The organism is Marinimicrobium sp. C6131 (assembly GCF_026153455.1).
GTDB lineage: Bacteria > Pseudomonadota > Gammaproteobacteria > Pseudomonadales > Cellvibrionaceae > Marinimicrobium.
Genome location: NZ_CP110629.1, coordinates 1,274,256 through 1,300,112, shown reverse-complemented (window position 1 = coordinate 1,300,112; position 25,857 = coordinate 1,274,256). Strand labels below are relative to the sequence as shown.

The 25,857-nt window shown below is 58.7% G+C and carries 26 protein-coding genes and 1 tRNA gene; 23 read left to right on the top strand and 4 right to left on the bottom strand.

Annotation, left to right across the window (positions count from 1 at the left end):
* Nucleotides 1-22: 22 nt before the first annotated feature.
* Nucleotides 23-610 (bottom strand): Maf family protein, encoded by a 588-nt coding sequence (locus OOT55_RS05485; protein ID WP_265368126.1) that lies wholly within the window; start codon nucleotides 608-610, stop codon nucleotides 23-25.
* Between the two features lie 120 nt (nucleotides 611-730).
* Between OOT55_RS05485 and OOT55_RS05480 the strand changes: the two genes are divergently transcribed.
* The 12 genes from OOT55_RS05480 (at nucleotide 731) to OOT55_RS05425 (ending at nucleotide 11,702) form a co-directional block, all read left to right on the top strand.
* Nucleotides 731-1,267: a YceD family protein gene (locus tag OOT55_RS05480; protein WP_265368125.1), complete on the top strand. Its 537-nt coding sequence runs from the start codon at nucleotides 731-733 to the stop codon at nucleotides 1,265-1,267.
* A 40-nt stretch (nucleotides 1,268-1,307) separates the two neighbouring features.
* Nucleotides 1,308-1,490 carry a 50S ribosomal protein L32 gene (gene rpmF / locus OOT55_RS05475; protein ID WP_024460253.1) on the top strand — a complete coding sequence of 61 codons (183 nt, stop codon included), beginning with the start codon at nucleotides 1,308-1,310 and terminating at the stop codon, nucleotides 1,488-1,490.
* A gap of 33 nt (nucleotides 1,491-1,523) precedes the next feature.
* Complete coding sequence (plsX, locus tag OOT55_RS05470; RefSeq protein WP_265368124.1) at nucleotides 1,524-2,525, top strand: phosphate acyltransferase PlsX; 1,002 nt, start codon at nucleotides 1,524-1,526, stop codon at nucleotides 2,523-2,525.
* Nucleotides 2,526-2,577: 52 nt separating this feature from the next.
* The gene (gene fabD, locus OOT55_RS05465; protein WP_265368123.1) at nucleotides 2,578-3,525 is read left to right on the top strand and encodes an ACP S-malonyltransferase; all 948 of its coding nucleotides are present in this window, start codon (nucleotides 2,578-2,580) and stop codon (nucleotides 3,523-3,525) included.
* An 8-nt stretch (nucleotides 3,526-3,533) separates the two neighbouring features.
* The gene (gene fabG / locus OOT55_RS05460) at nucleotides 3,534-4,277 is read left to right on the top strand and encodes a 3-oxoacyl-ACP reductase FabG (RefSeq protein ID WP_265368789.1); all 744 of its coding nucleotides are present in this window, start codon (nucleotides 3,534-3,536) and stop codon (nucleotides 4,275-4,277) included.
* A 209-nt stretch (nucleotides 4,278-4,486) separates the two neighbouring features.
* On the top strand, nucleotides 4,487-4,723 hold the full coding sequence (acpP, locus tag OOT55_RS05455) for an acyl carrier protein (RefSeq protein WP_012487300.1): 237 nt from the start codon (nucleotides 4,487-4,489) through the stop codon (nucleotides 4,721-4,723).
* A gap of 191 nt (nucleotides 4,724-4,914) precedes the next feature.
* Nucleotides 4,915-6,156 carry a beta-ketoacyl-ACP synthase II gene (gene fabF / locus OOT55_RS05450; RefSeq protein ID WP_265368122.1) on the top strand — a complete coding sequence of 414 codons (1,242 nt, stop codon included), beginning with the start codon at nucleotides 4,915-4,917 and terminating at the stop codon, nucleotides 6,154-6,156.
* A gap of 81 nt (nucleotides 6,157-6,237) precedes the next feature.
* Complete coding sequence (pabC, locus tag OOT55_RS05445) at nucleotides 6,238-7,104, top strand: aminodeoxychorismate lyase (RefSeq protein WP_265368121.1); 867 nt, start codon at nucleotides 6,238-6,240, stop codon at nucleotides 7,102-7,104.
* Nucleotides 7,101-8,129: an endolytic transglycosylase MltG gene (mltG, locus tag OOT55_RS05440; protein WP_265368120.1), complete on the top strand. Its 1,029-nt coding sequence runs from the start codon at nucleotides 7,101-7,103 to the stop codon at nucleotides 8,127-8,129. The genes pabC and mltG overlap by 4 nt, the downstream gene beginning before the upstream one ends.
* 163 nt (nucleotides 8,130-8,292) lie before the next feature.
* The gene (locus tag OOT55_RS05435) at nucleotides 8,293-10,026 is read left to right on the top strand and encodes a glutamine--tRNA ligase/YqeY domain fusion protein (RefSeq protein ID WP_265368119.1); all 1,734 of its coding nucleotides are present in this window, start codon (nucleotides 8,293-8,295) and stop codon (nucleotides 10,024-10,026) included.
* 6 nt (nucleotides 10,027-10,032) lie between these two features.
* The gene (gene cysS, locus OOT55_RS05430) at nucleotides 10,033-11,424 is read left to right on the top strand and encodes a cysteine--tRNA ligase (RefSeq protein ID WP_265368118.1); all 1,392 of its coding nucleotides are present in this window, start codon (nucleotides 10,033-10,035) and stop codon (nucleotides 11,422-11,424) included.
* A 44-nt stretch (nucleotides 11,425-11,468) separates the two neighbouring features.
* Entirely contained in the window at nucleotides 11,469-11,702 is a 234-nt protein-coding gene (locus tag OOT55_RS05425; protein WP_265368117.1) for a hypothetical protein, read from the top strand.
* Nucleotides 11,703-11,709: 7 nt separating this feature from the next.
* Here the strand turns inward: OOT55_RS05425 and OOT55_RS05420 are convergent, their stop codons facing one another.
* Complete coding sequence (locus OOT55_RS05420; protein WP_265368116.1) at nucleotides 11,710-12,984, bottom strand: HlyC/CorC family transporter; 1,275 nt, start codon at nucleotides 12,982-12,984, stop codon at nucleotides 11,710-11,712.
* Nucleotides 12,985-13,050: 66 nt separating this feature from the next.
* Nucleotides 13,051-13,854, bottom strand: a complete 804-nt coding sequence (locus tag OOT55_RS05415; protein ID WP_265368115.1) for a cytochrome C assembly family protein — start codon at nucleotides 13,852-13,854, stop codon at nucleotides 13,051-13,053.
* Between the two features lie 207 nt (nucleotides 13,855-14,061).
* Here OOT55_RS05415 and ffh point away from each other — a divergent pair, with 207 nt between their 5' ends.
* Genes ffh through OOT55_RS05400 form a run of 3 tightly spaced genes read left to right on the top strand, consistent with a single transcriptional unit; the run spans nucleotide 14,062 to nucleotide 16,449 of the window.
* Nucleotides 14,062-15,462 (top strand): signal recognition particle protein, encoded by a 1,401-nt coding sequence (gene ffh, locus OOT55_RS05410; RefSeq protein ID WP_265368114.1) that lies wholly within the window; start codon nucleotides 14,062-14,064, stop codon nucleotides 15,460-15,462.
* Between the two features lie 11 nt (nucleotides 15,463-15,473).
* Nucleotides 15,474-15,917, top strand: coding sequence for an META domain-containing protein (locus OOT55_RS05405; protein WP_265368113.1), 444 nt, complete (start codon nucleotides 15,474-15,476; stop codon nucleotides 15,915-15,917).
* Between the two features lie 16 nt (nucleotides 15,918-15,933).
* Nucleotides 15,934-16,449 (top strand): hypothetical protein, encoded by a 516-nt coding sequence (locus OOT55_RS05400; protein WP_265368112.1) that lies wholly within the window; start codon nucleotides 15,934-15,936, stop codon nucleotides 16,447-16,449.
* Between the two features lies 1 nt (nucleotide 16,450).
* Here the strand turns inward: OOT55_RS05400 and OOT55_RS05395 are convergent, their stop codons facing one another.
* Nucleotides 16,451-16,864: a hypothetical protein gene (locus OOT55_RS05395; RefSeq protein WP_265368111.1), complete on the bottom strand. Its 414-nt coding sequence runs from the start codon at nucleotides 16,862-16,864 to the stop codon at nucleotides 16,451-16,453.
* Nucleotides 16,865-16,879: 15 nt separating this feature from the next.
* Between OOT55_RS05395 and OOT55_RS05390 the strand changes: the two genes are divergently transcribed.
* The 8 genes from OOT55_RS05390 (at nucleotide 16,880) to tig (ending at nucleotide 25,731) form a co-directional block, all read left to right on the top strand.
* Entirely contained in the window at nucleotides 16,880-18,574 is a 1,695-nt protein-coding gene (locus OOT55_RS05390) for an NAD-dependent malic enzyme (protein ID WP_265368110.1), read from the top strand.
* A gap of 56 nt (nucleotides 18,575-18,630) precedes the next feature.
* Entirely contained in the window at nucleotides 18,631-18,990 is a 360-nt protein-coding gene (locus OOT55_RS05385) for an MmcQ/YjbR family DNA-binding protein (protein WP_265368109.1), read from the top strand.
* 28 nt (nucleotides 18,991-19,018) lie between these two features.
* The gene (locus OOT55_RS05380) at nucleotides 19,019-19,588 is read left to right on the top strand and encodes a helix-turn-helix domain-containing protein (RefSeq protein ID WP_265368108.1); all 570 of its coding nucleotides are present in this window, start codon (nucleotides 19,019-19,021) and stop codon (nucleotides 19,586-19,588) included.
* Between the two features lie 61 nt (nucleotides 19,589-19,649).
* Entirely contained in the window at nucleotides 19,650-21,824 is a 2,175-nt protein-coding gene (gene fadB, locus OOT55_RS05375) for a fatty acid oxidation complex subunit alpha FadB (RefSeq protein ID WP_265368107.1), read from the top strand.
* Nucleotides 21,821-22,999, top strand: a complete 1,179-nt coding sequence (fadA, locus tag OOT55_RS05370; protein WP_265368106.1) for an acetyl-CoA C-acyltransferase FadA — start codon at nucleotides 21,821-21,823, stop codon at nucleotides 22,997-22,999. The genes fadB and fadA overlap by 4 nt, the downstream gene beginning before the upstream one ends.
* An 88-nt stretch (nucleotides 23,000-23,087) precedes the next feature.
* Nucleotides 23,088-24,101: a TraB/GumN family protein gene (locus OOT55_RS05365; RefSeq protein ID WP_265368788.1), complete on the top strand. Its 1,014-nt coding sequence runs from the start codon at nucleotides 23,088-23,090 to the stop codon at nucleotides 24,099-24,101.
* A 158-nt stretch (nucleotides 24,102-24,259) separates the two neighbouring features.
* Nucleotides 24,260-24,344 (top strand) — tRNA-Leu (locus OOT55_RS05360).
* A gap of 73 nt (nucleotides 24,345-24,417) precedes the next feature.
* A complete protein-coding gene (gene tig / locus OOT55_RS05355; RefSeq protein WP_265368105.1) occupies nucleotides 24,418-25,731 on the top strand; it encodes a trigger factor in 1,314 nt (437 codons plus the stop codon).
* The last annotated feature ends 126 nt before the right edge of the window (nucleotides 25,732-25,857 follow it).

Here is a 25,857-nt window from a genome sequence, read left to right as displayed (position 1 = left end):
ACCCTTCAGTCACAGAGCGACCTTATAGAAGGAGGGGATCGACCCCGGCGTTCTGTAACAGCTCGGTCAATTGGATCAATGGCAGGCCGATCAGTGCATTGGGGTCATCCCCCTCCAGCCGCTCGAACAGGCAGATGCCCAGTCCTTCCATTTTGAAGGCGCCGGCACAGTCATAGGGCTCCTCTTTCCTCAAGTAGCGTTCAATTTGCTCCTCAGTCAGGACGCGGAAGTGTGCCCGGATACGCTCGCAACGGGTTTCATCGGTGCCGATGCGTGCGTCATACAGGGACAGGCCGGTATAGAAGGTGACCACCCGGCCGCTGGCGGCCCGTAGCTGTTCGACGGCGTTCTGATGGGTGCCCGGCTTGCCCAGACAGAGCCCGTCCAGGCTGGCCACCTGATCCGAGCCAATGATCAATCGGTCCCGGAAGCCGTCGGGTGCCAGCGCCCGCGCCTTCAACTGCGCCAGGCGCCGGGCCAGGGCTTCCGGTGTCTCGCGCGCACGGGGTGTTTCGTCCACGGCCGGTGAGGCGCAGGTAAAGGGCAGGCCCAGTCGTTCCAGCAAATGGCGGCGATAGGGGGAGCTGGACGCCAGCAGTAGCTCCGGCATGGGTTAATCTCCAAAAATAGTGACGATCGGCGACTATTCTAACGGAAACCCCCGTCGCTGCGGCCTTTGGCCACTTTTTTCTTTGACACAGGCGGCGCTTATCCCTATTATTGCGCGCTTATGTTTTCAGCCCCCTTTGACAAGCCTTTGCCGCGTCAGGGCGACCCGCGCAAATTCGCGCAGCAGGGCGTCCGCATCGGTGGCTATTTGCCGGTGGATCAGTTGGCCCGGATTCAGGACCTGCTGCTCGAGAAAGGGGCGCAAGCCCGAGTGGAGCTGGCCTTCGGGATCAGTGAGGCGGGCAAGTTGGTGGTTGAGGGCTCCGCCGTCGCTGATCTGGTGTTTACCTGTCAGCGCTGTCTCGGTCCGGTGACCGTTGCGGTGGGGGCGCAGATTGAACTGGCAATGGTGCGCACGGAAGAGGAGGCTAGACAGCTGCCTCGCGCCCTGGATCCCTGGATCTTGCCGGAGGATGGGAACACGGACTTCTACGCGATGGTAGAAGAAGAGTTATTGTTAAGTTTGCCGTCGGTGGCGTACCACGAGGCATTATGCATTGATGAGCAGTTGCTCAGCAGTGGCGAACCGGTGGAACCGGAACCGACAAAAAACCCGTTTCAAGTTCTGAAGCAACTCAAGGGCTCGCCGAAATCGTGAGGCGCCCCGGCTTCAGTGGTATTGTCAACAGGAGATCATCATGGCCGTACAACAAAACCGTAAGACCCGTTCCAAGCGTGGTATGCGTCGCTCTCACGACGCGCTGACTGGCAAGGCGCTGTCAGTAGACCCGACGACCGGTGAAAAGCACTTGCGTCACCACGTGTCTGCCGACGGTTTTTACCGCGGTCGCAAAGTGGTTGACACCGGCAACGACGAGTAATTTCGGAGTCGCTGACTACTCAGCCATCCGGAAATGATTCGTATAGCGGTAGACGCTATGAGCGGGGACTTAGGTCCCCGCACTGCTATCTTGGCGGTACTCCGACTGGCAACATCGGCCGCGTCCGGGGTTCGCTTTATTCTAGTGGGTGAGCGTTCCGTTCTGGAGCGCTTGCTGCCCGAGACCCTCCCGTCCTCTGTCTCCGTGCATCACGCACCCTCCTGGGTGGCGATGGATGATGACCCGCGTGCGGCACTTCGTCATGGGCGTGAGACCTCCATGTGGCGGGCCCTGGATCTGGTGCGTACCGGCCAGGCCGATGCCTGTGTCAGTGCCGGCAACACCGGAGCGTTGATGGCGATGGGCCGCTACCTGGTGAAAAGTCTGCCGGGCATCCAGCGGCCGGCCATCTGCAAGGCCATGCCGGTGTCCCGTGGGCGGACCTGGATGCTGGATCTCGGTGCCAACGTGCAGGCCACGGCGGAGCAGTTGCATCAGTTTGCGCTCATGGGGGCTGTACTGGCGACCCGGGAGTTGGGCAGGGATGCGGAAGTGGCGCTGCTGAATGTCGGCGTTGAGTCCGGTAAGGGCCCGGAGGTGGTGCAGGCGGCGAACCGGCTGATTGCCAACGATCACCGGGTGCACTATATCGGCTACATTGAGGGAGACGATATCTACACCGGACGTGCTGACGTTGTGGTGTGTGATGGTTTTACCGGTAACGTCGCGCTCAAGGCCAGTGAGGGTGTGGCGAGGCTGATTGGCGAGAAGCTGCGCTCCGGCATCCGATCCCGCTGGCGCTACCGACTGGCCGTTCCTCTATTGATGCCGCTGCTTCGCCGGTGGCGCGTCGAGTTGGACCCGGGGGCTTACAATGGGGCCATTTTTCTGGGGCTCCGGCGGCCGGTGATCAAGAGTCACGGTGGGGCTGACGAGGAAGCCTTTTCCGGGGCCCTGAGAGTGGCCGTAGAACAGGTGCGCCGAAGGGTAACAGAACATATTGAAACCGAGCTCGCGGCGACGCACGGGGCATGATGGCCCGTGCGCCTCGCGGCTCTGGAAACAGCATCAATAAGAGGTGGAGTTTATGTCCGAACAAACATTGGCCTTTGTTTTTCCTGGTCAGGGTTCGCAGAAAGTGGGCATGCTGGCGGACCTGGCCGAGGAGTACGGCGTGGTGGCGGAAACGTTTGCCGAAGCATCTGATGTGCTCGGTTACGACCTTTGGGAGCTGGTTCAGAAGGGGCCGCAAGAGCAGCTCAATCTCACTGAGCGGACTCAGCCCATGTTGCTGGCGGCCAGCACGGCCGTATGGCGTGTCTGGCAGGCTCAGAATGGTGCCGTGCCCGCCCGTCTGGCGGGGCACAGTCTGGGTGAATGGTCAGCTCTGGTGGCTGCGGATGTGGTCAATTTTGCCGATGCCATCGCGCTGGTTCAATTGCGCGGCAAGCTGATGCAGGACGCCGTGCCGGCGGGGCAGGGTGGTATGGCCGCCATCATCGGGCTGGAAGATGAGGCTATTATCAAGGCCTGTGAGCAGGGTGCCGAAGGGGAAGTAGTGGCCCCGGTGAACTTCAACTCTCCCGGTCAGGTTGTGATCGCAGGAGCCTCCGCGGCCGTTGATCGAGCCATGGCGCTGTGCAAGGCGGCGGGCGCCAAGCGAGCTCTGGCTCTGCCGGTCAGTGCGCCTTTCCATACCAGCTTGATGCAGCCGGCCGCGGACGGCCTGGCGCCAAAAATCGCCGAGACGGAGTTCCGGGCGCCCAGTATACCGGTCATACATAACGTCCACGCCAAACGCGAGTCCGACCCGGAGGCGATCAAGCGCCTGATGATCGAACAGATCTACAGTCCGGTGCTGTGGGTCGACTGCGTACGTGCGCTGGTCAATGAGGGTGTCGCCACTACCGTTGAATGTGGGCCGGGCAAAGTGCTGTCGGGGCTCAATAAGCGTATCGATAAATCGCTGAACACGCTTTCCATTGAATCGCCTGACGACCTCCAGGCGGTGTTGCAACAGACCAAAGGGGAATAACACCCATGATGAATCTTGAGGGTAAGGTAGCGCTGGTTACCGGTGCCAGTCGGGGCATTGGCGCCGCTGTTGCCGAGCAATTGGGCGCCGCTGGCGCTGTGGTGGTGGGCACCGCGACCAGCCAGTCCGGCGCGGACCGGATCACCGAGCGTCTCGCATCCCGGGGCGTAACCGGTGAAGGCATGGTGCTCAATGTGACGGATGCCGAATCCATAGCGTCGGTTCTGGCGGACATGAAGGCGCGACATGGTGTGCCGGCCATTCTGGTGAATAATGCCGGTATTACCAAGGACAATCTGCTGATGCGGATGAACGATGACGAGTGGTTTGACGTCATCAACACCAACCTGAGCTCTGTGTATCGGCTGAGCAAAGCCGTGCTTCGCGGCATGATGAAAGCCCGCTGGGGGCGCATCATCAACATCAGCTCAGTGGTGGGCGCCATGGGTAATCCCGGACAGTCCAACTATGCGGCCAGCAAGGCTGGAGTGGCCGGATTTGCAAGATCACTGGCTGCTGAGGTAGGCTCGCGGGGTATTACGGTAAACACCGTAGCGCCGGGGTTCATCGATACCGATATGACCCGTGCTCTGCCGGAAGAGCAGCGCAAACAGTTGCTCGACAAGATCCCTCTTGGCCGTCTGGGCCAGCCCGAGGAGATTGCCTCTGTGGTTGCCTTCCTGGCGAGTGATGCCGGAGGTTACGTCAGCGGCGAGACGATACATGTCAACGGGGGCATGTATATGGCGTAATGGCTTTGGTTAACCCTCTGATTTTTATTGAGTTTTTGTAAAAATCAAAGAAAATTGGCCATATCCGTTACAACCCGGGGCAATTCGATGTAAAATGCGCGTCGATTTTGTCCGTAGCTTAATCTAAGGAGTCTTTCCGGGTATTACCGGTTTTTCCGGGTCCGGCTATTGGCTTCGTCGATACTACCTACTAGGAGTTATATAACATCATGAGCAGCATTGAAGAACGGGTTAAAAAAATTGTTGCCGAGCAACTGGGTGTGAAAGAAGAAGAAGTTAAAAACGAAGCTTCTTTCGTCGAAGATCTGGGTGCCGACTCTCTCGATACCGTCGAGCTGGTAATGGCTCTGGAAGAGGAATTCGAAACCGAAATTCCGGACGAAGAAGCCGAGAAGATCACCACTGTTCAGTTGGCTATCGATTACATCAATGCCAACCTGGCGTAATCTTCAAGCTGGTTGATTACCGTCTTCCGAAAAGCCGTATTATTGTGAAATAGTACGGCTTTTTCTTTTGCTTATTGTCGTCCTGGACGGCGATAATGCCGAATCGCACTCGGGCCCGGGCTGTCCCCTTTTCAGGCTGAGGGGGACAGCCCGGATCCGGTGATTGTCATTTTTGTCGGAGAGCTTTCAAGGTGTCGCGCAAAAGAGTCGTAGTTACGGGGTTGGGTATGGTCAGCCCGCTGGGAAATACTGTCGCTGACAGCTGGCGCGGAATCGTCAACGGTGTCAGTGGGGCGGCCCCCATCACACATTTTGACCCCTCGGCTTTCACCACCCGCTTCAGCGCGTCGGTGAAGGACTTTTCCGTTGAGGGTTACTACCCGGTAAAAGACGCTCGTAAAATGGACGCCTTCATTCAGTACGGAATGGTGGCCGGTATTCAGGCGATGCGTGACTCCGGTCTGGAAGTGGATGAAGCCAACAGCCATCGAATGGGGGTTTCCATCGGTTCGGGTATTGGTGGGATCGGTTCCATTGAAGACGGTGCGCTGATGATCGAACATAAAGGACCGCGCCGCATTTCACCGTTTTTTGTGCCGGGGGCGATCATCAATATGATCGCTGGCAACCTGTCGATCATGTACGGTCTGCGCGGACCGAATATTGCCATTACCACCGCCTGCACGACCGGTACACACAGCATAGGCTACGCGGCTCGCAGCATCATGTATGATGAGTGTGATGTCATGCTGGCCGGTGGTGCCGAAATGGCCACGACCCCGGTGGGGCTGGGCGGTTTTGCGGCGGCGCGCGCCTTGTCCACCCGCAATGATGCGCCCGAAGCGGCCAGCCGTCCGTGGGACAGGGATCGCGATGGTTTTGTATTGGGTGATGGCGCGGGGGTCATGGTCCTTGAGGAGTACGAGCATGCCAAGGCGCGCGGGGCGAAGATCTACGCCGAGCTGGTGGGTTTTGGCATGAGCGGCGACGCTTATCATATGACCTCGCCGCCCGCCGATGGCGCGGGCGCCGCACTGTCGATGCGCAATGCCGTACGGGATGCCGGTATTCCGGTCGAAACCATCAACTACATCAATGCCCACGGCACCTCAACCCAGGCAGGTGACCGGGCCGAATGTCAGGCGGTCAAGAGCGTCATGGGGTCGGCCGTGGATCAGGTGGCGGTAAGCTCCACCAAGTCAATGATCGGTCACCTGCTGGGTGCGGCGGGCGCCGTGGAAGCCATCTTCAGTGTACTGGCGATTCGGGATCAGGTGGCGCCACCTACCATCAACCTTGAGAACCCCGATGAAGGTTGTAATGACATCAATCTGGTGCCGAATACCGCGCAGGAGCGCAAGATTGATGCGGTTCTGTCCAACTCCTTCGGTTTTGGTGGTACCAACGGTTCGTTGATTTTCCGCAACATTTAGCCGGCTGGTGGTCCCTAGACTCGAACGCCGGAGTGTGCTGCACTCCGGCGTTTTTGTGTCCGGTTTTGGTAGACTTTCTGTATGACAGACTCAGAATTGATCACCCTGACAAACGGTGAATTCGGTGCGGGGTTCTCTGCATTGGATCGTGGCGTGGCGTACGGGGACGGTTTATTTGAAACCGCCAGGATACGAAGCGGGCGGGTACCGCTATGGCCCTGGCACCGGGAGCGGTTGATCGCCGGAGCACAACGGCTGGGTATGGCTCTGGATGAGGAGCGCATCGAGCGGGAGAAGGCGGTGGTACTGTCGCGCCTGTCTGGTACGGATGGCGTTCTCAAGCTGGTGGTCACCCGCGGTGTGGGTGGCAGAGCCTATCAGCCACCGAAACGGCCCCTGCTCAGCTACAGCTGGCAGTTGCGCCCCGGCGTTTCCCCGGTTTGGGAGGCGGGTCGGGACGGGGTCGTGCTCTACGAGTGTCGCCATCGCCTGGGGGATAATCCGGTACTGGCCGGCATGAAACATCTCAATCGCCTTGAGTATGTGTTGGCCCGGAGGGAGTGGGGCGATGAATATCCGGAGGGGCTGCTGAGCAGCGGTTCGGGGCATGTGATTGAGGGCACCCTGAGCAATGTCTTTGTGCGCCTGAACGATGGCTGGTGGACCCCGCAGTTGGACCGCAATGGCGTTGCCGGGGTCATGCGCCGTCTGGTCATGGACATTCTGGGGCCGAAGCTCAATCTGGCGATTCAAGAGGGGCGGATTACCCGTGAGGCACTGATCGGTGCCCGCGAGTGTTTTGTCTGTAACAGCGTATTCGGGATCTGGCCGGTGACCGGACTGGCACCCGGTGGAGAGACGTTTTCGGTCGGTCCACAGACCCGACAATTGCAGCGGGAGCTGGAACAGTGGTTGACCGATCACCAAGACATACAGGAGGTGCCGTGAAGCGGCTGCTGGCAAAACTGACCATTCTGGGCGTGATTCTGGCGGGGGGGCTTGGGGCTTACGGCTACCACTGGTTGCACAGCCCGCTGGCCCTTCCGCAAGACGGCTTACGCTACGAGCTTTCCCGCGGCGAGACTCTGGGTCACCTGACCTCGGCATTGGCCACACAGGGCGTGTTACGCCACCCACGGGCGCTGCGTCTGTATGCGCGTCTGAGCGGACAGACCCGGGTCCACGCGGGCGAATATCATCTTCAGCGGGGACTGACACCACTGACCCTGCTGGCAAAGCTCAATGCCGGTGACGTCGTGCTTCACCAGGTGACGCTGATTGAGGGTTGGACCTATGCACAGGCGTTGGCCGCGCTGCACGCGGAGGAAACCATTGTGGCTGAGCTCAAGGGCTTGAGCCTCGAGCAGCAACTGGCTCGTCTGGGGCTGGAGGTGGAGCATCCTGAAGGATGGTTTTTCCCGGATACCTACCGGTTCCCCCGGGGCACCACTGATGTCGAGATATTGCGCCGGGCCCATCGAGTGATGCGCGAGGAACTGGAGCGCCTGTGGTCGCAGCGGGTGGACGGTTTGCCCTACGAAACACCCTATGAGGCGTTGATCATGGCCTCCCTCATTGAGCGGGAAACCGGCGCACCCTGGGAGCGGGAAGAAATAGCCGGCGTCTTTGTGCGACGCCTGAAACGGGGAATGCGCCTGCAGACCGACCCCACCGTCATCTACGGTATGGGGGAGCGGTACGAGGGGCGTCTGACCCGCCGGGATCTGAGAACACCGACGCCCTACAACACTTATACCAATGCGGGTCTTCCACCGACGCCAATCGCGCTTCCCGGGCGTGGCGCGCTTGCCGCTGCCGTCAATCCGGCACCGGGAACTGCGCTTTATTTTGTGGCCAAGGGGGACGGTACCCATGTGTTTTCCGATACGCTGGACGCTCACAATAAAGCCGTGCGCGAATATCAGCTGCAGCGACGGGAGGACTATCGATCGTCGTTGCCAGCCACTCCCTGACAGCGGATTCCAAAGCGGGCCGGAACGCGGGTTTGCTAGGAAAAACCGGGGGGAGTGTTTACAATAGACGGCTTTTCAAGCCAATCAGCAGGCCAGTCCTGCCGGACCTTCACAATCTTCGGGATACTCGATTTCAACCGAGACCAATGGGAACGCAAGTCGTATGAGCGATCAGTCGCCCGCCAAGGGCAAAGACACCAAAGACAATGCGGGTGCCGCAGAAAACCGGGCACCGGAAAGACCTCTGCACTTTATTCAGCAGATCATCCGCAAAGATCTTGAATCCGGTCAGGTACAGCAGGTCGTGACCCGGTTCCCCCCGGAGCCCAATGGCTATCTTCACATCGGTCATGCGAAGTCCATCTGCCTGAATTTCGGTATGGCGGAAGAGTTTGGTGGGGTCTGCCATTTGCGTTTTGACGATACCAATCCGGAAAAAGAAAACGAAGAGTATGTCAATGCCATCAAGACCGACGTGCAATGGCTCGGATTTCAGTGGGGCGGACCGGTCCGCTATACCTCCGATTATTTCCAGAACCTGTACGACTGGGCGTTGCACCTGATTCGTGAGGGCAAGGCCTATGTCTGTGACCTGAGTCCGGATCAGGCGCGCGAGTTCCGCGGCACGCTCACCGAACCGGGGCGCAACAGTCCTTACCGGGATCGTTCCGTGGAAGAGAACCTGGAACGGTTTGAAAAAATGCGTCGGGGGGAATTTGCGGAAGGTGAGTGTGTGCTGCGAGCCAAAATAGATATGGCCGCGCCCAACATGAACCTGCGTGACCCGATCATTTACCGGATTAAAAAAGCGCGCCATCATCATACCGGAGACACCTGGAGCATCTACCCATCCTATGACTTCGCTCACGGGCAGAGTGATGCGCTGGAGGGTATTACCCATTCCATCTGCACACTCGAATTCGAAGATCATCGGCCTCTATACGACTGGTTTATCGAAAATCTTCCTGTGCCCGCCAGGCCCCGACAGTATGAATTTGCGCGCCTGAATGTGAACTACACCATTACCAGCAAGCGCAAGTTGAAGCAGTTGGTGGATGAAGGGCACGTCGACGGCTGGGACGATCCGCGTATGCCCACCATTTCCGGTATGCGCCGACGAGGCTATCCGCCGGAAGCGCTGCGTAATTTCTGCACCGCCATTGGTGTTACCCGCTCGGACAGCGTGGTGGACGTGGGCATGCTTGAGTACGCGGTGCGGGATCATCTGGACAAGAATGCCCCCCGCGCCATGTGTGTGTTGCATCCGCTCAAGGTGACGCTGACCAACTACCCGTCAGACCGTGTTGAGGAAATGCGTGCTCCGGGGCATCCAAACCGGGATGACTTCAGTGAGCGGGTGCTGCCGTTTACCCACACGCTGTATATTGAGCAGGACGACTTCCGCGAAGAAGCGAACAAGAAATACAAACGGCTGGTGCTCGGCAAACGCGTACGTTTGCGCAATGCCTACGTGATCGAGGCCGATGAGGTCATCAAGAATGAGCAGGGCGAAGTGGTCGAAATTCTTGCCCGGATCATTGAAGACACTCTGGGCAAGGACCCGGCCGATGGTGTCAAACCCAAGGGCGTTATTCATTGGGTGTCGGCAACCCACCATCTCAACTGTGAGGTGCGCCTGTACGACCGTCTGTTCAGTGATCCGTCACCGGACTCGGGCGGTAAAGACTTTCTGCAGGCCATCAACCCGGACAGCCTGAAAATTCTGGATAACTGCAAGGCGGAAATCAGTCTGGCGGGTGCCAAGGTGGGTAATCATTTTCAGTTTGAACGTTCCGGTTATTTCTGCCTGGACAGCAAGTACTCCACTATCGACAAGCCCGTGTTCAATCGCACCATTGAGTTGCGTGATACCTGGGCCAAAATGGATCAACAGTAATTCACTATGACTCTGCACCTGTACAACACTCTGACGCGACAGAAAGAAGCCTTTCAACCCATACGGCCGGGCAGGATTTCCATGTATGTCTGTGGGGTGACGGTGTATGACTACTGCCATCTGGGGCACGCGCGGGTGCTGGTGGTGTTTGATGTCATCGCTCGCTTTTTGCGCAGTCAGGGCTGGGAGCTGACCTACGTGCGAAACCTGACCGATATCGATGACAAGATTTTACGGCGGGCGGAGGAGAACGGTGAGCCCTATCAGAGTCTGACCGCCCGGTTCATTGATGCGGCTCACGAAGATGAGGCAAAACTGGGTATTGTTCCTCCCGATTTCGAGCCGCGGGCAACCGCTCATATCGACGATATTCTCGCCATGGTGAAGACTCTGATTGACAAGGATTTTGCTTATGTGGCGAGTAACGGTGATGTCTATTATCGGGTGAGTCGATTCAAGGATTATGGGCGTCTGAGCAACAAGAATCCCGACGAGCTGCTCGCCGGTGCCCGCATTGATGTGGATGAAGCCAAAGAAGACCCGCGTGATTTTGCCCTGTGGAAACATGCTGAGGCCGATGAGGCCGGCTGGGATTCGCCTTGGGGGCGAGGCCGTCCGGGTTGGCATATCGAGTGCTCGGCCATGAGTAAACACTGCCTGGGCGAACATTTCGATATTCACGGCGGCGGCCCCGATCTGCCGTTTCCGCATCACGAGAATGAAATTGCCCAGAGTGAGGCGGCCAACGGCTGCCATTACGTGAATTACTGGATTCACGCTGGCGCGTTGCGTGTAGACGGTGAAAAAATGTCCAAATCGTTGGGCAACTTCTTCACCATTCGCGATGTGCTTGTGAAGTATCACCCGGAAGTGGTCCGCTACCTGCTGATTGGCAGTCACTATCGCAGTCCGATCAATTATTCCGAGGATAGCCTGATCGAAGCGCGTACCGGGCTGGAGCGGTTCTATGGTGCGCTTCGTGAATATGCCGACGTCGAGCCCGCTTCAATGAGTGAACTGCAGGACAGTCGCTATTATCGTGATTTTGTCTCGGCAATGAACGATGACTTCAACACCCGGCTTGCACTGGCAGTCATGTACGATCTGGTTCGCGACCTGAACAGTGAGTCGGATACCGAAACGGCTCGGGCAATGGCGGCCGAGCTGAAAGCGTTGGGAGGTATTTTGGGGCTGCTGCAAGATCAGCCCGACCGGTTTCTACAGGCCGGCGGTGCCGATGCAATCAGTGTCGAGCAGGTTGAGGCGTTGATTGCCGAGCGTGCTGACGCCAAGAAGGCGAAGAACTTTGCCCGGGCTGATGAAATTCGTGATCAGCTTCAGGCGCAGGGCGTGGTGCTTCTGGACTCACCCACCGGAACCCAATGGCGCCGGGAATAAGTCTTGTCTCAGCGTCAGGAATGAAGCGCCAACAGAGGTAACCTATGAAGTCTTTTCGAGCCACCTACCGTCGGTACCGCACCCTATGGGTCAGCCTTCTCGCCTGCGCCGCGTTCCTGGCGTTGGCGGTGTATGGTTGGGGGGTGCGCTGGCAGGACCTGGCGAACACGCTGTGGGTGGCCGCCCTCCTGTTGATCGGTCTGATACTGTCAGCCGCCGTCCTGGGATTTGTGTTGTTCCGGGTACGCCGCTGGCGGGAGCGACGCCACCAGCGCTAGCGCGCCGTCAGTTGCCGGCGGGGACGCGCTTGACCCGAAGCCAGGAAATCATTTTATCCGTCAGCTCCCGGGTCTCAAACTGGTAACCGTCAATCGCAAAGCCGATATGCGCATCCGGAATACTTTCAAGGTATTCCATCGCCAGACCGTTCAGCGTCTTGGGCCCGTCCTGCGGTAAGTCCCAATCCAGAGCGCGGTTGATATCCCGTATGAAGGTGCCGCCGTCAATCAGATAGGTGCCATCATCCTGGGGTTGAATGTCCTCGTCGGATTCTTCGGCGGAGTTGGTGGTGAAGTCACCGACGATTTCCTCCAGAAGGTCCTCCAGTGTCACCAGTCCCTGCACCTCCCCGTATTCATCAACCACCAGGGCCATACGGCATTTTTGCTGCTGGAAATTCAGTAATTGGGTATGCAGCGGAGTCGCTTCCGGGACGAAGTAGGGTTCGTTTGCGAACCGGCGAATATCATCGAGAGTGACGCTGTCGTCCGTACCACGAATGAAGCGGGCCGCATTGCGCAGGTGCAGAATACCGACCACGTTATTGATGTCACCTTCAAACAGCGGCAGTCGGGTATATTCACTGGTGCGAATCTGTTCCAGCAAGTCCGTTACCGGAAGGGTCAGGTCCAGTCCCTCCACCTCGTTGCGCGGAATCATGATGTCCTCGACCGTCGACTTCTCCAGGTCGAGAATATTCAGGAGCATGCCCTGATGCTGATCGGGAATCAGGTCTCCGGCCTCGTCAACGACGGTTCGGAGCTCCTCAGGGTTGAGGTGCTCGACGCCACTGTGCGCTTTATGGAGACCGAACAGCCGGGAAATACTCTTGGAAATTCCGTTCACCAGATAAACGGCCGGCGCGAGAATGATGGAGAGTGGTTTGAGAAACCAGCTGGAAAAAAAAGCGAAGCGTTCAGGGTACAGGGCAGCAAGGGTCTTCGGAGTGACTTCCGCGAATACCAGCATGACAAAGGTCAAAATCAGGCCCGCGGCGGCGATGCCCGCATCGCCGTATAGCCGAACGCCGATCACGGTGGCAATGGAGGCCGCAAAAATGTTGACCAGATTGTTCCCGATCAGGATCAGCCCGATGAGCTTGTCCGGTGTTTTCAGTAAGCCGGTGACGCGAATGGCGCGATGGTCGCCCTTCTTGGTCAGGTGCTTCAGTCGGTACCGGTTGATGGACATCATCCCGGTTTCCGAGCTGGAGAAGAACGCGGAGAGGACTAACAGTCCGATGAGCGCGGCGAACAGTATTTCTAGCGGTGCTTCGTTCAAGGCGGTTTATGCCCATTCTGCTGCGAGGCCGGGTATCTTGAAGGAGAATCCCCCTCGAATCAATAGTCAGGCGGCTCCGAGAATCAGCTCCAATACCAGCTTGCTACCGAAATAGGCGAGCATCAGTAACAGAAAGCCGCCCAGCGTCCAGCGAATGGCGGTATAGCCCCGCCAGCCAAGATAGTGACGGCCCCCGAGAAGCACACTGTAGATCACCCAGGCCGCCAGCGAAAAAACCGTTTTATGGGCCAGGTGCTGGGCGAACAGGTCGTCGAGAAACAGGAAGCCGGAAATGATCGACAAGGTCAGCATCAGGTGACCGGCCCACAGCAGCTCGAATAGTAGGGCTTCCATGGTCTGCAGCGGGGGTAGCAGACGGACCCGCCCGCTGGGGTGACGGTGCTTCAGTTGGTGATTCTGCCAGGCGAGCAGGAGCGCCTGCAGGGTGGCAATGGTCAGCAGGCTGTAAGCCAGAATCGACAACAACACGTGGCTGGCGAGGGCGTAATCAAGCACCAGCGGATGCCCCGAAGCGCCTCGGCCCAACAGCGAGGCAATGACCCCCACTGCCGACAGAGGTAAGAGCAGGATGAACAGGTTGTGCAGGGGTTTGCGCAGGCTGCTCAGCAGCACCACAGCGTTGATCACCCAGAACAGCAGGGAAGAAACCCGGAAAAACCCGAGCTCAATGGCCCGGGGGAGTGCGACCAACTGGTGCACACCGATACCGTGGACCACCAGAGCGGCGGCGACCGCAATAAGCAGATTGCGGCGGTGGGGCTCCCGGCCCTGACGCAGAGCCCAGATCAGATAGGCTCCGGTGATCAGGTACATTGCCGCAGCCAGGCTGTTGAGGAGCAGGGTGGTCATAGTCGTGGAACGTCCTCGAATGCGCGTTGATGTCCAATGGATTCCGGTGGGTAGCAGTGTGTCACAAGGTGCCGGCAAAGAGAAGCGGAAGGCTTCTCATTCTCCCGTCGGCCGGAGGGTGGGCCTCGTCGGTTCCGCTGGCTGGACCCGGGCCCCACCTTTGGGGGTATAATCGCGCCCATCATTGATCTGCTGTCGAGAGTAACCATGTTCAATACGCTGAGTGATCGCTTATCCGAAAGCCTGCGCCGGGTCACCGGCAAGGCCCGGCTGACCGAAGACAACATCAAAGACACCCTGCGGGAGGTACGCAAAGCGCTGTTGGAGGCGGATGTTGCGCTGCCGGTTGTGAAGACGTTTGTCGCCCAGGTTCGCAGCAAGGCACTGGGACAGCAGATCAGCAAGGCGCTCAATCCCGGCGAACAGTTCCTGAAAATCGTTCAGGAGGAGCTGGTGTCGGTAATGGGGGCGGCCAACGAGTCCCTGGATCTGGCTGTCAAACCGCCCGCCGTCATTCTCATGGCAGGTCTGCAGGGTGCCGGTAAGACCACCTCGGTGGCCAAGCTGGCCCGCTACCTCAAAGAGCGGGAAAAGAAAAAAGTGCTGGTGGTCAGTGCCGACGTCTATCGTCCCGCCGCCATCAAGCAACTGGAAACCCTGGCCGAAGAGGTGGGTGTGGACTTTTTCCCATCCTCGGCCGAACAGAAGCCAGTGGCTATCGCGGACGCGGCCATCGCCCACGCTCGCAAGCAGTTTGCCGATGTGGTGATCGTCGATACCGCCGGTCGGTTGCACATTGACGATGTCCTGATGGAAGAAATTCAGGCGCTGCACAAGGCGGTCAACCCGGCCGAAACGCTGTTCGTCATCGATGCCATGATCGGTCAGGACGCCGTCAATACGGCCAAGGCATTCAATGAGGCGTTGCCGTTGACCGGTGTGGTTCTGACCAAGGCAGACGGTGATGCTCGCGGTGGCGCCGCGTTGTCGGTCCGTCAGGTGACCGGCAAACCGATCAAGTTTCTGGGTACGGGTGAAAAAGTGGACGCGCTTGAGCCGTTCCACCCGGACCGTATCGCGTCCCGGATTCTCGGCATGGGCGACTTGATGTCGTTGATCGAGCAGGCCGAGCAGAAAATCGATAAGGACAAGGCCGACAAGCTGGTCAAAAAGGTCAAGAAGGGACAGCGCTTTGACCTGGAAGACTTACGGGATCAGCTTCAGCAGATGCAGAGCATGGGGGGGTTGGGCTCCATGATGGAAAAGCTGCCCGGAATGGGCAATATGGCGCAGCTGGCCCAACAGAACAACCTGACCGCCCAGTTCAAAGTCATGGAAACCATCATTGACTCCATGACGCCCTTTGAACGGCGCAATCCGGACCTGCTCAACGGTTCTCGCAAGCGTCGGATCACCATGGGCTCGGGCACCCAGATTCAGGACCTGAACCGCCTGCTTAAGCAGTACAAGCAGATGTCCAAAATGATGAAAAAAATGAAAGGCGGCGGGATGAGCAAGATGATGCGTGGCATGGGCGGCATGATGGGCGGTGGGGGCGGTATGCCCGGAGCCGGTGGTGGTCAGTTGCCCCCGGGGTTCCGCCGCTGATGTGCCGGGCAATGCGATTGATCCAGGCGCTGATGTTGGCGACGTTGGCGCTGTCATCGCTCAGTGCCTGCCAGTCGTTTCATGCCGCCGGTCAGGGCCGGCCCGTGCCGGCATTGGCGGACTTCCAGGGTACCTGGCAGGTGGTGTCTCTGGGAGGCGACGGGCTGGATGCGGCCAGCCATGCCTTTCTCGAGTTTTCCGAGCCGCCACGACTGACGGGTAACGGTGGCTGCAACCGGTTCTTTGGCGTCTATCACTATGACGCTTCGGGTTTGCGTATCGATTCATCTCTGGGTAGCACCCGGATGGCCTGCGCGGCGACGGTGATGGTGCAGGAGGAGCAGATGTTCCAACTGTTGCCCCAGGCGACCGCTGTGCAGCTGAGTGAGCCGGATACCCTGGTTCTGAAAGATGCCGAAGGCACCGAACTTCTGCGTGCGATACGGCAGCCTTGAACGCGGCGGTACGGCGATGCTTTTTTTTGATACCCGCTATCTGATCCGACGACCGCAGACCGAGGTGTTCACCTGCCTCAGCGATTTCCAGCGGTACTTGATGCGGTTACCCGAGTTTTATGGTGCGCATCTTTCGGCGGACGAAACGCCCACCGAGCCGGGCAAGGTCTACTGGATCAGTGTGCCGGAGTCGGCCTATGCCTATCGGACCCGGCTTGAGCTTGTCGAGGTCTGCGCACCAGAGCGGTTGGTGTACGACTACCAATACACCAGGGTCGATGATGATGCCCCTCTGTCTGCCCGTGAGGGGCCGATGCCCTGGGATCGGGCGCGGGTCACCCTGGCGTGCTCGAGTTGTCAGGAGGGAACCCAGGTATCCGCCCAGATGCACGTATTCGGAGTGCAGGGTTTTTTCGCCCGATGGAAGACCAGTGCGCTCATAACCGCCTGCGCCCGCGCTCAAAAAAGTGCCAATGACAATATGGTGCGCGTCATCGAAAACGTGCTTGCCGACAGCACGGTCGATCGTTGAGTCACTCCGACGAAGGCGAGCGGCACTCTCCACGTACAAAACCAATGACACTCTCTTCCATGCACGCACTGCAGGCGTTGCCAAAGGTCCGCATCTGGCCGGCACCGGTCGCCGCTTCAGTTGCCCACTCCCTGCTTGACGTCACCCCGTCATCTCTGGGAGCGAGCCGGAAATATCCGCACACCGGGTCGTATTGCTGGGTACAGACCTCGGGCCGTTCTGTCGGGCAAGTCGTCAGGTTTTCCGGCAAAGGCTGAGCCTGTTGTTCGTCGCTTGCGGACCCTCCCTGGCATGCGGTCAGGGTGACCATCAGGGATCCGGTCACCAGAACCTTAAGATAGCGTGCGGTTGCCGTTGTATCGTTGGTCATCTGTTCAGTATCCAGGTCTGTGTTAACATTTGCGTCTTTGTTCATCGCTGCAGGTGTCATGTGAAAAAACGCCCCATTTATCTTCCGTTCGCGGGTCCGGCTCTGTTGGAAGCCCCACTGTTAAACAAGGGTAGCGCCTTCAGCACCCAGGAACGTCAGCAGTTCAATCTCGAAGGGTTGCTGCCCTACAGTATCGAAACCATTGAAGAGCAGAAGGCACGTGCCTACGAACAATTGTGCTCGTTTCACAACGATATTGACAAGCATATTTACCTGCGCAATATTCAGGATACCAATGAGACGCTGTACTTCCGGTTGGTAGTGGATCATCTGGAAGAGGTGATGCCGCTGATTTACACGCCGACCGTGGGGCAGGCCTGCCAGCAATTTTCAAAAATCTATCGCCGCAAGCGCGGCCTGTTCATTACCTATCCCGATCGGGAACGCATGGATGACATGCTGCAGAACGCCACGAAACAAAAGGTCAAAGTGATCGTCGTCACCGACGGTGAGCGTATCCTCGGTCTGGGGGATCAGGGTATTGGCGGCATGGGGATTCCGATCGGCAAGCTGGCACTTTATACCGCATGTGGCGGCATCAGCCCGGCGTACACTCTGCCGGTCGTGCTGGATGTGGGTTGTAATAATCAGTCCCTGATCAACGACCCCATGTACATGGGGTGGCGACACGAGCGCATCACCGGTGACGAGTACTATGCCTTCGTCGACCAGTTTATTGAGGCGGTGCGAGTGCGTTGGCCCGATGCGCTGATTCAGTTTGAGGATTTTGCCCAGGGCAACGCGACCCCGTTGCTCGAGCACTATAAAGACAAGATCTGCTGCTTCAATGACGATATTCAGGGTACCGCGTCGGTAACGGTGGGAACGCTTCTGGCGGCCTGCAAGGCCAAGGGTGAGTCACTGGCCAGCCAGACCTTTGTGTTTGCCGGTGCGGGTTCGGCCGGATGCGGTATTGCGGAGCAGATTATTGTCCTGATGAGGCAGGAGGGGCTGAGTGAAGCGGAGGCCCGTGGACGGATTTACCTGTTGAATCGATCCGGCCTGTTGCGCTCGGGTTCAGAGAATGTACGCAGCTTCCAGAGGCCCTTGTGTGTACCGGACGAACAGGTTGCCGGCTGGGATCTTTCCCACAGCAAAAATCCCGACCAGATCAGTCTGCTGGATGTGGTGCGTAATGCCAACCCCACGGTGCTTGTCGGAGTGTCGGGTCAGCCGGGGCTGTTTACCAAGGCGGTCATTGAAGCCATGCAGGCCCACTGCGAGCGTCCGGTTGTGCTGCCGTTGTCGAATCCGACCTCCCAGGTTGAGGCACAGCCGGTCGACATTCTTCGTTGGACCAGCGGCAAGGCTATTGTGGCAACCGGTAGTCCCTTCAAGCCCGTGGATATCGCGGGTCAGCGTCACGAGATTGCCCAGTGCAATAACAGCTACATCTTCCCGGGCGTGGGGCTGGGCGTTGTGGCAGCAAAAGCGTCACGGATTACCGACAATATGATGGTGGCGGCCAGTCGGGCATTGGCCGAGAGCTCCCCGATGGTGAAAACCGGTCAGGGGGCATTACTGCCACCACTGGGCGAGATTCGCTCGGTGAGCAAGGTGATTGCCCGGGCGGTCTTCCGGCAGGCGGTTGAAGACGGTGTTGCCATGCCGGTGCCGGACGAGGTAGTGGACCAGAAAATCGCGAGTAATTTCTGGGAGCCCGAGTATCGTGATTATCGCCGAACCTCCTTTTAAGCTGTTAGACTATGGTTTTGTAAAATTAACCGACTACCTTGTGTGAGGCAAAATCAATGGATTACGAAAGTGCTAAGGCCAGCATATTGGCGAAACCTGAAGCGGTAGAACTGCAGCCGGCCGGGCCGGGTGTGACGTCTTTCAAAGTCTGCCATAAACTGTTTGCAACCCTCGCCGAGGGAGAAGATGGCGTGCCTTACATCAATCTCAAGTGCGAACCGAACCGTGCCCAGGAGCTTCGGGATACCTACCCGGCGATTCAGCCCGGTCACCGCATGAACAAAGTTCACTGGAACACCATCGTTCTGGACGGCAGTGTGCCGGACGACCTGATCCTGGAATTGATTGACCACTCCTACGAACGGGTTGTGGAAAACTTGCCTGCCGCTGATCAGCAGCGGCTTCTGGGCCACTGACAATCACGTTGAGCGCGCGGTGACTGACATGAGCCGGACGGAGCGTGACCCTCAGGCGATCGCGCTGGGTCAACGGCTCCGTCATGTGCGGGAGCTCAATGGGTTGTCCCAGCGTGAGCTGGCTCGTCGGGCCGGCGTGACCAACAGCAATATTTCCCTGATTGAGCAGGGCCAAATCAGCCCCTCTGTGGGCTCGCTGGAAAAACTGCTCAATGCCATCCCCCTGTCGTTGGCACAATTTTTTGCATTAGACACTCAAGCCCCCATCGGTCGCGTCTTGCGCTCCAGTCAGATCATTCGTACCGAGCAGTCCGACGTGGGTCTGCTCAGCGAGCGCTTTCCTCAATGGGAACCCCATCCCCAATGGCTCGAGCGCCTGGAGTTCGCTCCCGGTGCGGATAGTGGAGCGGAGCCCAAGTGTCTTTCATCGGCCCGGTCCGGCTGGTTGCTTTCAGGTAGTCTCGAGTTGACGCTGGGGGTTCGCTGCTACACTTTGAGCGAGGGCGATGGCTTTCAATTGCCCAGAGGACAGTGGTTTCGCGTGCGCAATACCGGCACTGTTCCCGCCATCGCGATGGTGACCGGTGAGGGGAACTGACGATGCCTGCGCCGTTGCTGTTGACTACGCCTTTCGATCACGACCAATAGAGACCGTACGTATGTATCAGGGACACACATTGAAGCTTGTCATGCTCGACGACGGTGTTGCCGAACTGGTGTTTGACCTGCAGGGGGAGTCCGTCAACAAGTTCGGTCGGCAGACCGTTATCGAATTGGGCGAAGCGCTTGATGCGCTGTCTGCCCTGAACCCGCCGGATTTAAAGGGGCTGCTGATCAGCAGTGCCAAGCCGGCGCTCATGGTTGGTGCGGATATTGGGGAGTTTCAGGGCTTCTTTGCCGCCGGTGAGGAGGCTGTGAAAGCCTACCTGGCAAGTAACAACCGGAACTTCAATCGCCTTGAAGACCTGCCCGTTCCCGTGGTCGTTACCATTGATGGTTACGCGCTGGGAGGTGGTCTGGAGTTGTGTCTGGCCTGCGACTACCGGGTGATGACGGATGAGGCCAGGATCGGGCTCCCCGAAACCCAACTGGGGATCATCCCGGGGTGGGGAGGCACCGTGCGGTTACCCCGCTTGGCGGGCGTGGATACCGCCGCAGAATGGATTGCCAGCGGTCGCCAGTGGGATGCCAGGGCCGCGCTGAAAGCCGGTGTGGTGGATGCGGTAGTGACGACAGCCAAATTGCGGGATGCGGGTTTACACGTTCTGAGAGAGTGTCATGCCGGTCGATTGGACTATGCCGCCCGTCGAGCCGCCAAAACCTCTCCCCTGAAACACAACGCGGTCGAAGCCGCCATGGCGTTTGAGTCGGCCAAGGCGGTGGTGGCCGCCCAGGCGGGGCGCCACTATCCAGCGCCGGTAGCGGCCATTGAGGTGATGGAGAAAGCGGCGGGTGAGGGTCGGGAAGCGGCCCTGGTCATCGAGGCTGAAACCTTTGCCCGTCTGGCGACGACACCGGTGGCTCAGGCGCTGGTTGGAATTTTCATCAATGATCAATTATTGGCCCGGAACGCCAAGCGGTGGCAGGCAGCGGACAGGCAGGGTGTTTCCCGGGCGGCGGTTCTGGGTGCCGGGATCATGGGCGGGGGCATTGCCTATCAGTCGGCGCTCAAAGGGATTCCGATCAAGATGAAAGACATTGCCCGGAAGGGGCTGGAGCAGGGCCTGGATGAGGCCAACCGGCTGTTGGTCAAGCGTGTCGAAAAAGGGCGAATGACGGTCAGTGCCATGGGTGAGGCGCTCAACCGGATTGAGCCGACACTGGTGTACGACGGCTTCGATGAGGTGGATATAGTGGTTGAGGCCGTTGTGGAGAACCTCAAAGTCAAACAGTCGGTACTCGCCGAGACGGAGCGGGAGGTGGCCGAATCCACCATCCTGGCCACCAATACGTCCACCATCTCCATTACCACGCTGGCCGAAGCCCTGAGTCGTCCGGAAAACTTTTGCGGCATGCACTTTTTCAATCCCGTGCATGCGATGCCCCTGGTGGAAGTCATCCGGGGCGGGAAAACGTCGGACCGGGCCATTGCCAGGACGGTCTCCTACGCCAGTCAGTTGGGCAAAAAGCCGGTCGTCGTCAATGATTGCCCGGGGTTCCTGGTCAATCGGGTTCTGTTCCCTTACTTTGCGGGCTTCGCGCTACTGGTGCGCGATGGTGTGGATTTCGAGCGAATCGATCGGGTCATGGAGCGCTGGGGTTGGCCGATGGGGCCCGCCTATCTACTTGACGTGGTTGGACTGGATACGGCCATTCATGCCGAGCAGGTGATGGCTGATGCCTATCCGGATCGACTCCGGCGTGATTTCACCTCCTGCACCGAAGTGCTGTTTGACGGCGGCCGACTGGGGCAAAAAAACGGCGGCGGCTTTTACGACTACGTCGACGACAGGAAAGGGCGTCCGCAAAAACAGTCGAGTTCCCGGGCCCGTGATTCGCTGGGAGCCCTGAGCGATACCGAGCTGTCGGATGAGGCCATTGTGGCCCGGATGATGGTTCCGATGGTGACCGAACTGGTGCGCTGTCTGGATGAGGGAATTGTGGCTTCGCCGGCAGAGGCCGATATGGCCATGGTATATGGCACCGGTTTCCCCCCATTTCGTGGCGGACCTCTGCGCTGGGTCGACACCGTCGGTGCCGATGGCTTTCGGGCCATGGCTGAGCCCTGGGCTGACCTGAGCCCGCTGTATGAATTGCCCGATGGGCTCCTGCGTCGGGTCGAAGGTGGTGAGTCTTTCTATCCTGTTGTTCCCCCTCAGGGAGGTGCCCAATGACCTTGCATCACCGAGACGCGGTTATTGTCGATTACGCTCGCAGCGCCATGGGGCGCTCCAAAAACGGATGTTTCCGCTTCAGCCGGGCGGATGACATATCCTCTACCCTGATTCTCGCACTGTTGTCCCGCTATCCGGCACTGGAGCCGGAGACCGTCGATGACTTTATCTGGGGTTGTGTGCTGCAGCGCGAGGAGCAGGCGTTCAATATCGCGCGGAATATCTGGCTGCGGGCCGGTCTGCCACACTCGGTGCCGGCGCAAACCGTCAATCGTCTGTGCGGCTCGTCGATGGCGGCTCTGCATACCGCAACGGCCAATATTCGCGCGGGTCTGGGAGATGTTTACGTGATTGGCGGTGTGGAACATCTGGGACACCTCCCGATGTACGAGGCTATTGACCCGAACCCCCTGTTGGGGCTGTCGGTGGCCAAGGCGGCAGGGAATATGGGGGTTACCGCCGAGTATCTGGCGCGCCTTCACGGCATTACCCGTGTTCAGATGGACGAGTTTGGTGCGCGTTCGCACCAGCGTGCCGCAGCGGCGCAGGCCAGAGGCAGTTTCGCGCGGGAAATTGTCCCGGTCGCCGGACACAATGAGGATGGCTTTCCCATCATGGTGGCGGAGGACGAAACGATCCGCGCGGACACGACGGTGGAGGGGCTCGCCCAACTGCGCCCGGTGTTCGACCCCAAAAACGGTCAGGTCACTGCCGGGACCTCGTCGCAACTCTCCGACGGCGCCTCGGCCATGCTGGTCATGTCCGCCGAGCGGGCGCAAGCGTTGGGCCTGACGCCGCTGGCCAGGGTGGTGTCCATGGGGCTCGCCGGGGTGGACCCTTCCATTATGGGCTACGGCCCGGTTCCGGCGACCCGCAAGGCGCTGGACAGCGCCAACCTGACGATGGAAGACATAGAGTGCGTGGAGCTCAATGAGGCATTCGCGGCGCAGGCGCTGCCGGTACTCAAGGATCTCGGGCTGTTGGACGACCTGGATCAGCGCGTCAATCTCAATGGTGGTGCGATCGCACTGGGGCACCCCTTTGGCTGTTCGGGAACCCGTATTACCGGCGCTCTGCTGACCGCCATGACGGAACAGGATATGACGTTGGGTGTGGCCACCATGTGCATCGGCCTGGGGCAGGGAATCAGCACCGTGATAGAGCGGATCAACTGATTACGGGCCAAAAGGGGGTCGATTTTCGCGCAGGTTCTGCTAGACTCCGTCATCATTATGACTCTCTGATGACGGCGGACAGCGTTTGGTGGTCAATAGAATCGGTGCTCTGGCGCCTGCAGACAGGCTGATCGATACCCGCACACCGACTCAGGGCGTGCGGTTCGTCTTGGCGTTGCTCCTTTTCGTGGGTCCGCTCTGGGCGGGCCCGGCATTCGCGCAGGCTGCCGCTCCTCATGAGTCCCCCTCGGATGCAGCGCAGAAAGAATCCGGGGAGACCGCATCGCGGCCGCTTTTGTGGCGCGTTCAGCACCCGGCCCAACCGGAACCGGTGTACCTCTTCGGGGCGCTGCATTTCGGTGACGACAGTTTCTTCCCCCTTCCCGATAAAGTGCTTGATGCCTACCGCGACTCGGATGTGCTGGCGGTAGAACTCGACGTGTCCCGGGTTGGGCCCGAGCGTATGCACGCCACTCTTGATCGCATGGGACGTTATCCTTCCGGCGTGCAGTTATCCGAACGCATTGCGCCGGCGCTCTGGGAACAGCTCAGCCAGGCCAGCGAGCGGTTGGGGCTACAGACGGAATCCATCGTACATTTGCGGCCCTGGTTGGCGGCTCTGCAACTGGTTAATCTCCAGGTGGCCCGAAGCGATTACCGCGCCGGGCAGGGCGTGGATCGCTACTTTCTGGACCTGGCAAAGGGGCAAAAACCGGTGGAGCCGCTGGAAACGCTCGAGCAGCAACTCTCCCTGTTTGCCGGTATGACCGAAGTCGAACAGAGTGCCTTTCTGGAGCACACGCTGGAGGACCTGGAGGCAACCGGACCGCAATTGCGGAGAATGGCGCGGGCCTGGCGGGAAGGGGACCGGTCTGACCTGGAGTCCGTCATTCTGGGCGCTTTTGATCGCGAGGACCCGTTCAGTCATACGCTCTACCAGCGGGTCTTCAAAACCCGTAACGAAGCCATGGCCAGTGCCGTGGAATCCTACCTCTCCGCCCAGCAGCGGGTGTTTCTGGTGGTCGGAATCGGTCACCTGATCGGCCCTGATGGGCTGGTCGACAACCTCAGACAGGCCGGGTACCGCGTCGAGCGGCTCTGACCGCGCTTATTGAACCCTTTCGGGGCTTGTGGCACAATCTCCTGCCTTCACACCGGCCACTGGGCTGATTTTTGTTAAAAATCCATAAAAATCAGTGGCTTGGCGGTTTTGTGAAGTCTGTGGATGACGCCGGAGTTCCGGGTGTCTCCGCAGTGACCGCGGTCGTGGTGGAATTGGTAGACACGCCAGATTTAGGTTCTGGTGCCGAGAGGTGTGAGAGTTCGAGTCTCTCCGACCGCACCAATTAGTAAGATCATTCATGAGTCACCCTTAACGGCATTGGCCCCCCGATGCGAATAGCGTATAGAGGAAGAGAATGCAGGTTTCCATAGAGACAACGTCCGGTCTGGAGCGTCGCCTGACGGTGGGAGTTCCCGCCGCAGAAGTCGATAGCGAAGTGCAGAAGCGCTTGCAGCAGGCTGCCAAGAACATTCGTATCAACGGCTTCCGCAAGGGCAAAGTACCCATGAAAGTGGTCAAGCAGCGCTATGGCGAAGGTGTTCGTCAGGAAGTGTTGGGTGACGTGATCAACCGCAGCTTCTATGAGGCCGTGCGTAAAGAAGACGTCAAACCCGCTGGCCAGCCGTCCATCGAACCCAAGCAGTTCGAAGAGGGCAAGGACCTGGAGTATGTGGCGACCTTTGAAGTTTATCCCTCCGTGGAGTTGGGCGACTTCTCCAACATCGAAGTGACTCGCTACAAGGCGGACGTGACCGCTGAAGACGTCGACAAGATGATTGACGTGCTGCGTGAGCATCAGGCCACCTGGAAAGAAGTGGATCGGGCCGCCCAAGACGGCGATCAGGTCAATATCGACTTTGTTGGCACCCGCGATGGCGAGGCCTTTGAGGGCGGCAGCGCGGAAGGGCAGAACCTGGTATTGGGTTCCGGTTCAATGATTCCCGGCTTTGAAGAAGGTCTGGTCGGTCTGAAAGCGGGCGATGAGAAAACCCTCAAGCTGACCTTCCCGGAAGATTACCAGGCCGAAGAGTTGCGCGGCGCCTCGGTTGAATTCAAGGTGACCGTCAACAGCGTTTCCGAGAAAGAACTGCCCGAGCTGGACAAAGATTTTTACGCCAAATTCGGCGTCGAGAAGGGCGGTAAGCCGCAGTTCCGGAAGGAAGTGAAGGCCAATATGGCACGCGAACTGAAAAATGCCATCAAGGCCAAGACCAAGAACCAGGTCATGGATGCGTTGCTGGAAACCCATAAGCCGGAGCTGCCCAAGGCACTGGTGAGCAGCGAGATCGAGACCCTGCGTCAGCAGATGATGCAGCGCTTCGGTGGTCAGCAGCAGAACTTTGATGTCAAGTCCCTGCTCCCGGACACCATGTTCCAGGAGGATGCGGAACGCCGCGTCGCCCTGGGATTGATCGTGGGTGAGATCGTCAAGGAAAACCAGATCAAAGTGGATGCCGATCGCGTCCGTGAAATGGTTGAGGAATTGGCTTCCACTTATGAAGAGCCTGAGGCGGTAGTCAATTATTACTACGAGAACCGACAGCTGCTGTCCAGCGTCGAGTCGGCGGCCCTGGAAGACCAGGTGGTGGACTTCATCCTGGATAAGGCCAAAGTGACTGACGAGTCCAGCAGTTACGACGATATCGTTACCCGTCAAAAGCAGCAATAATTGTACAAAATGGCCACAAACTGGACAGTTTGTGGCCATTCTCCCCGCCAAAGTCTCCTTATGCTGGCATATCAGCGTTTCTCAGGTTAAGCTTTCCCTACCATTTTCAGCGGTTCCGTCCAGTCG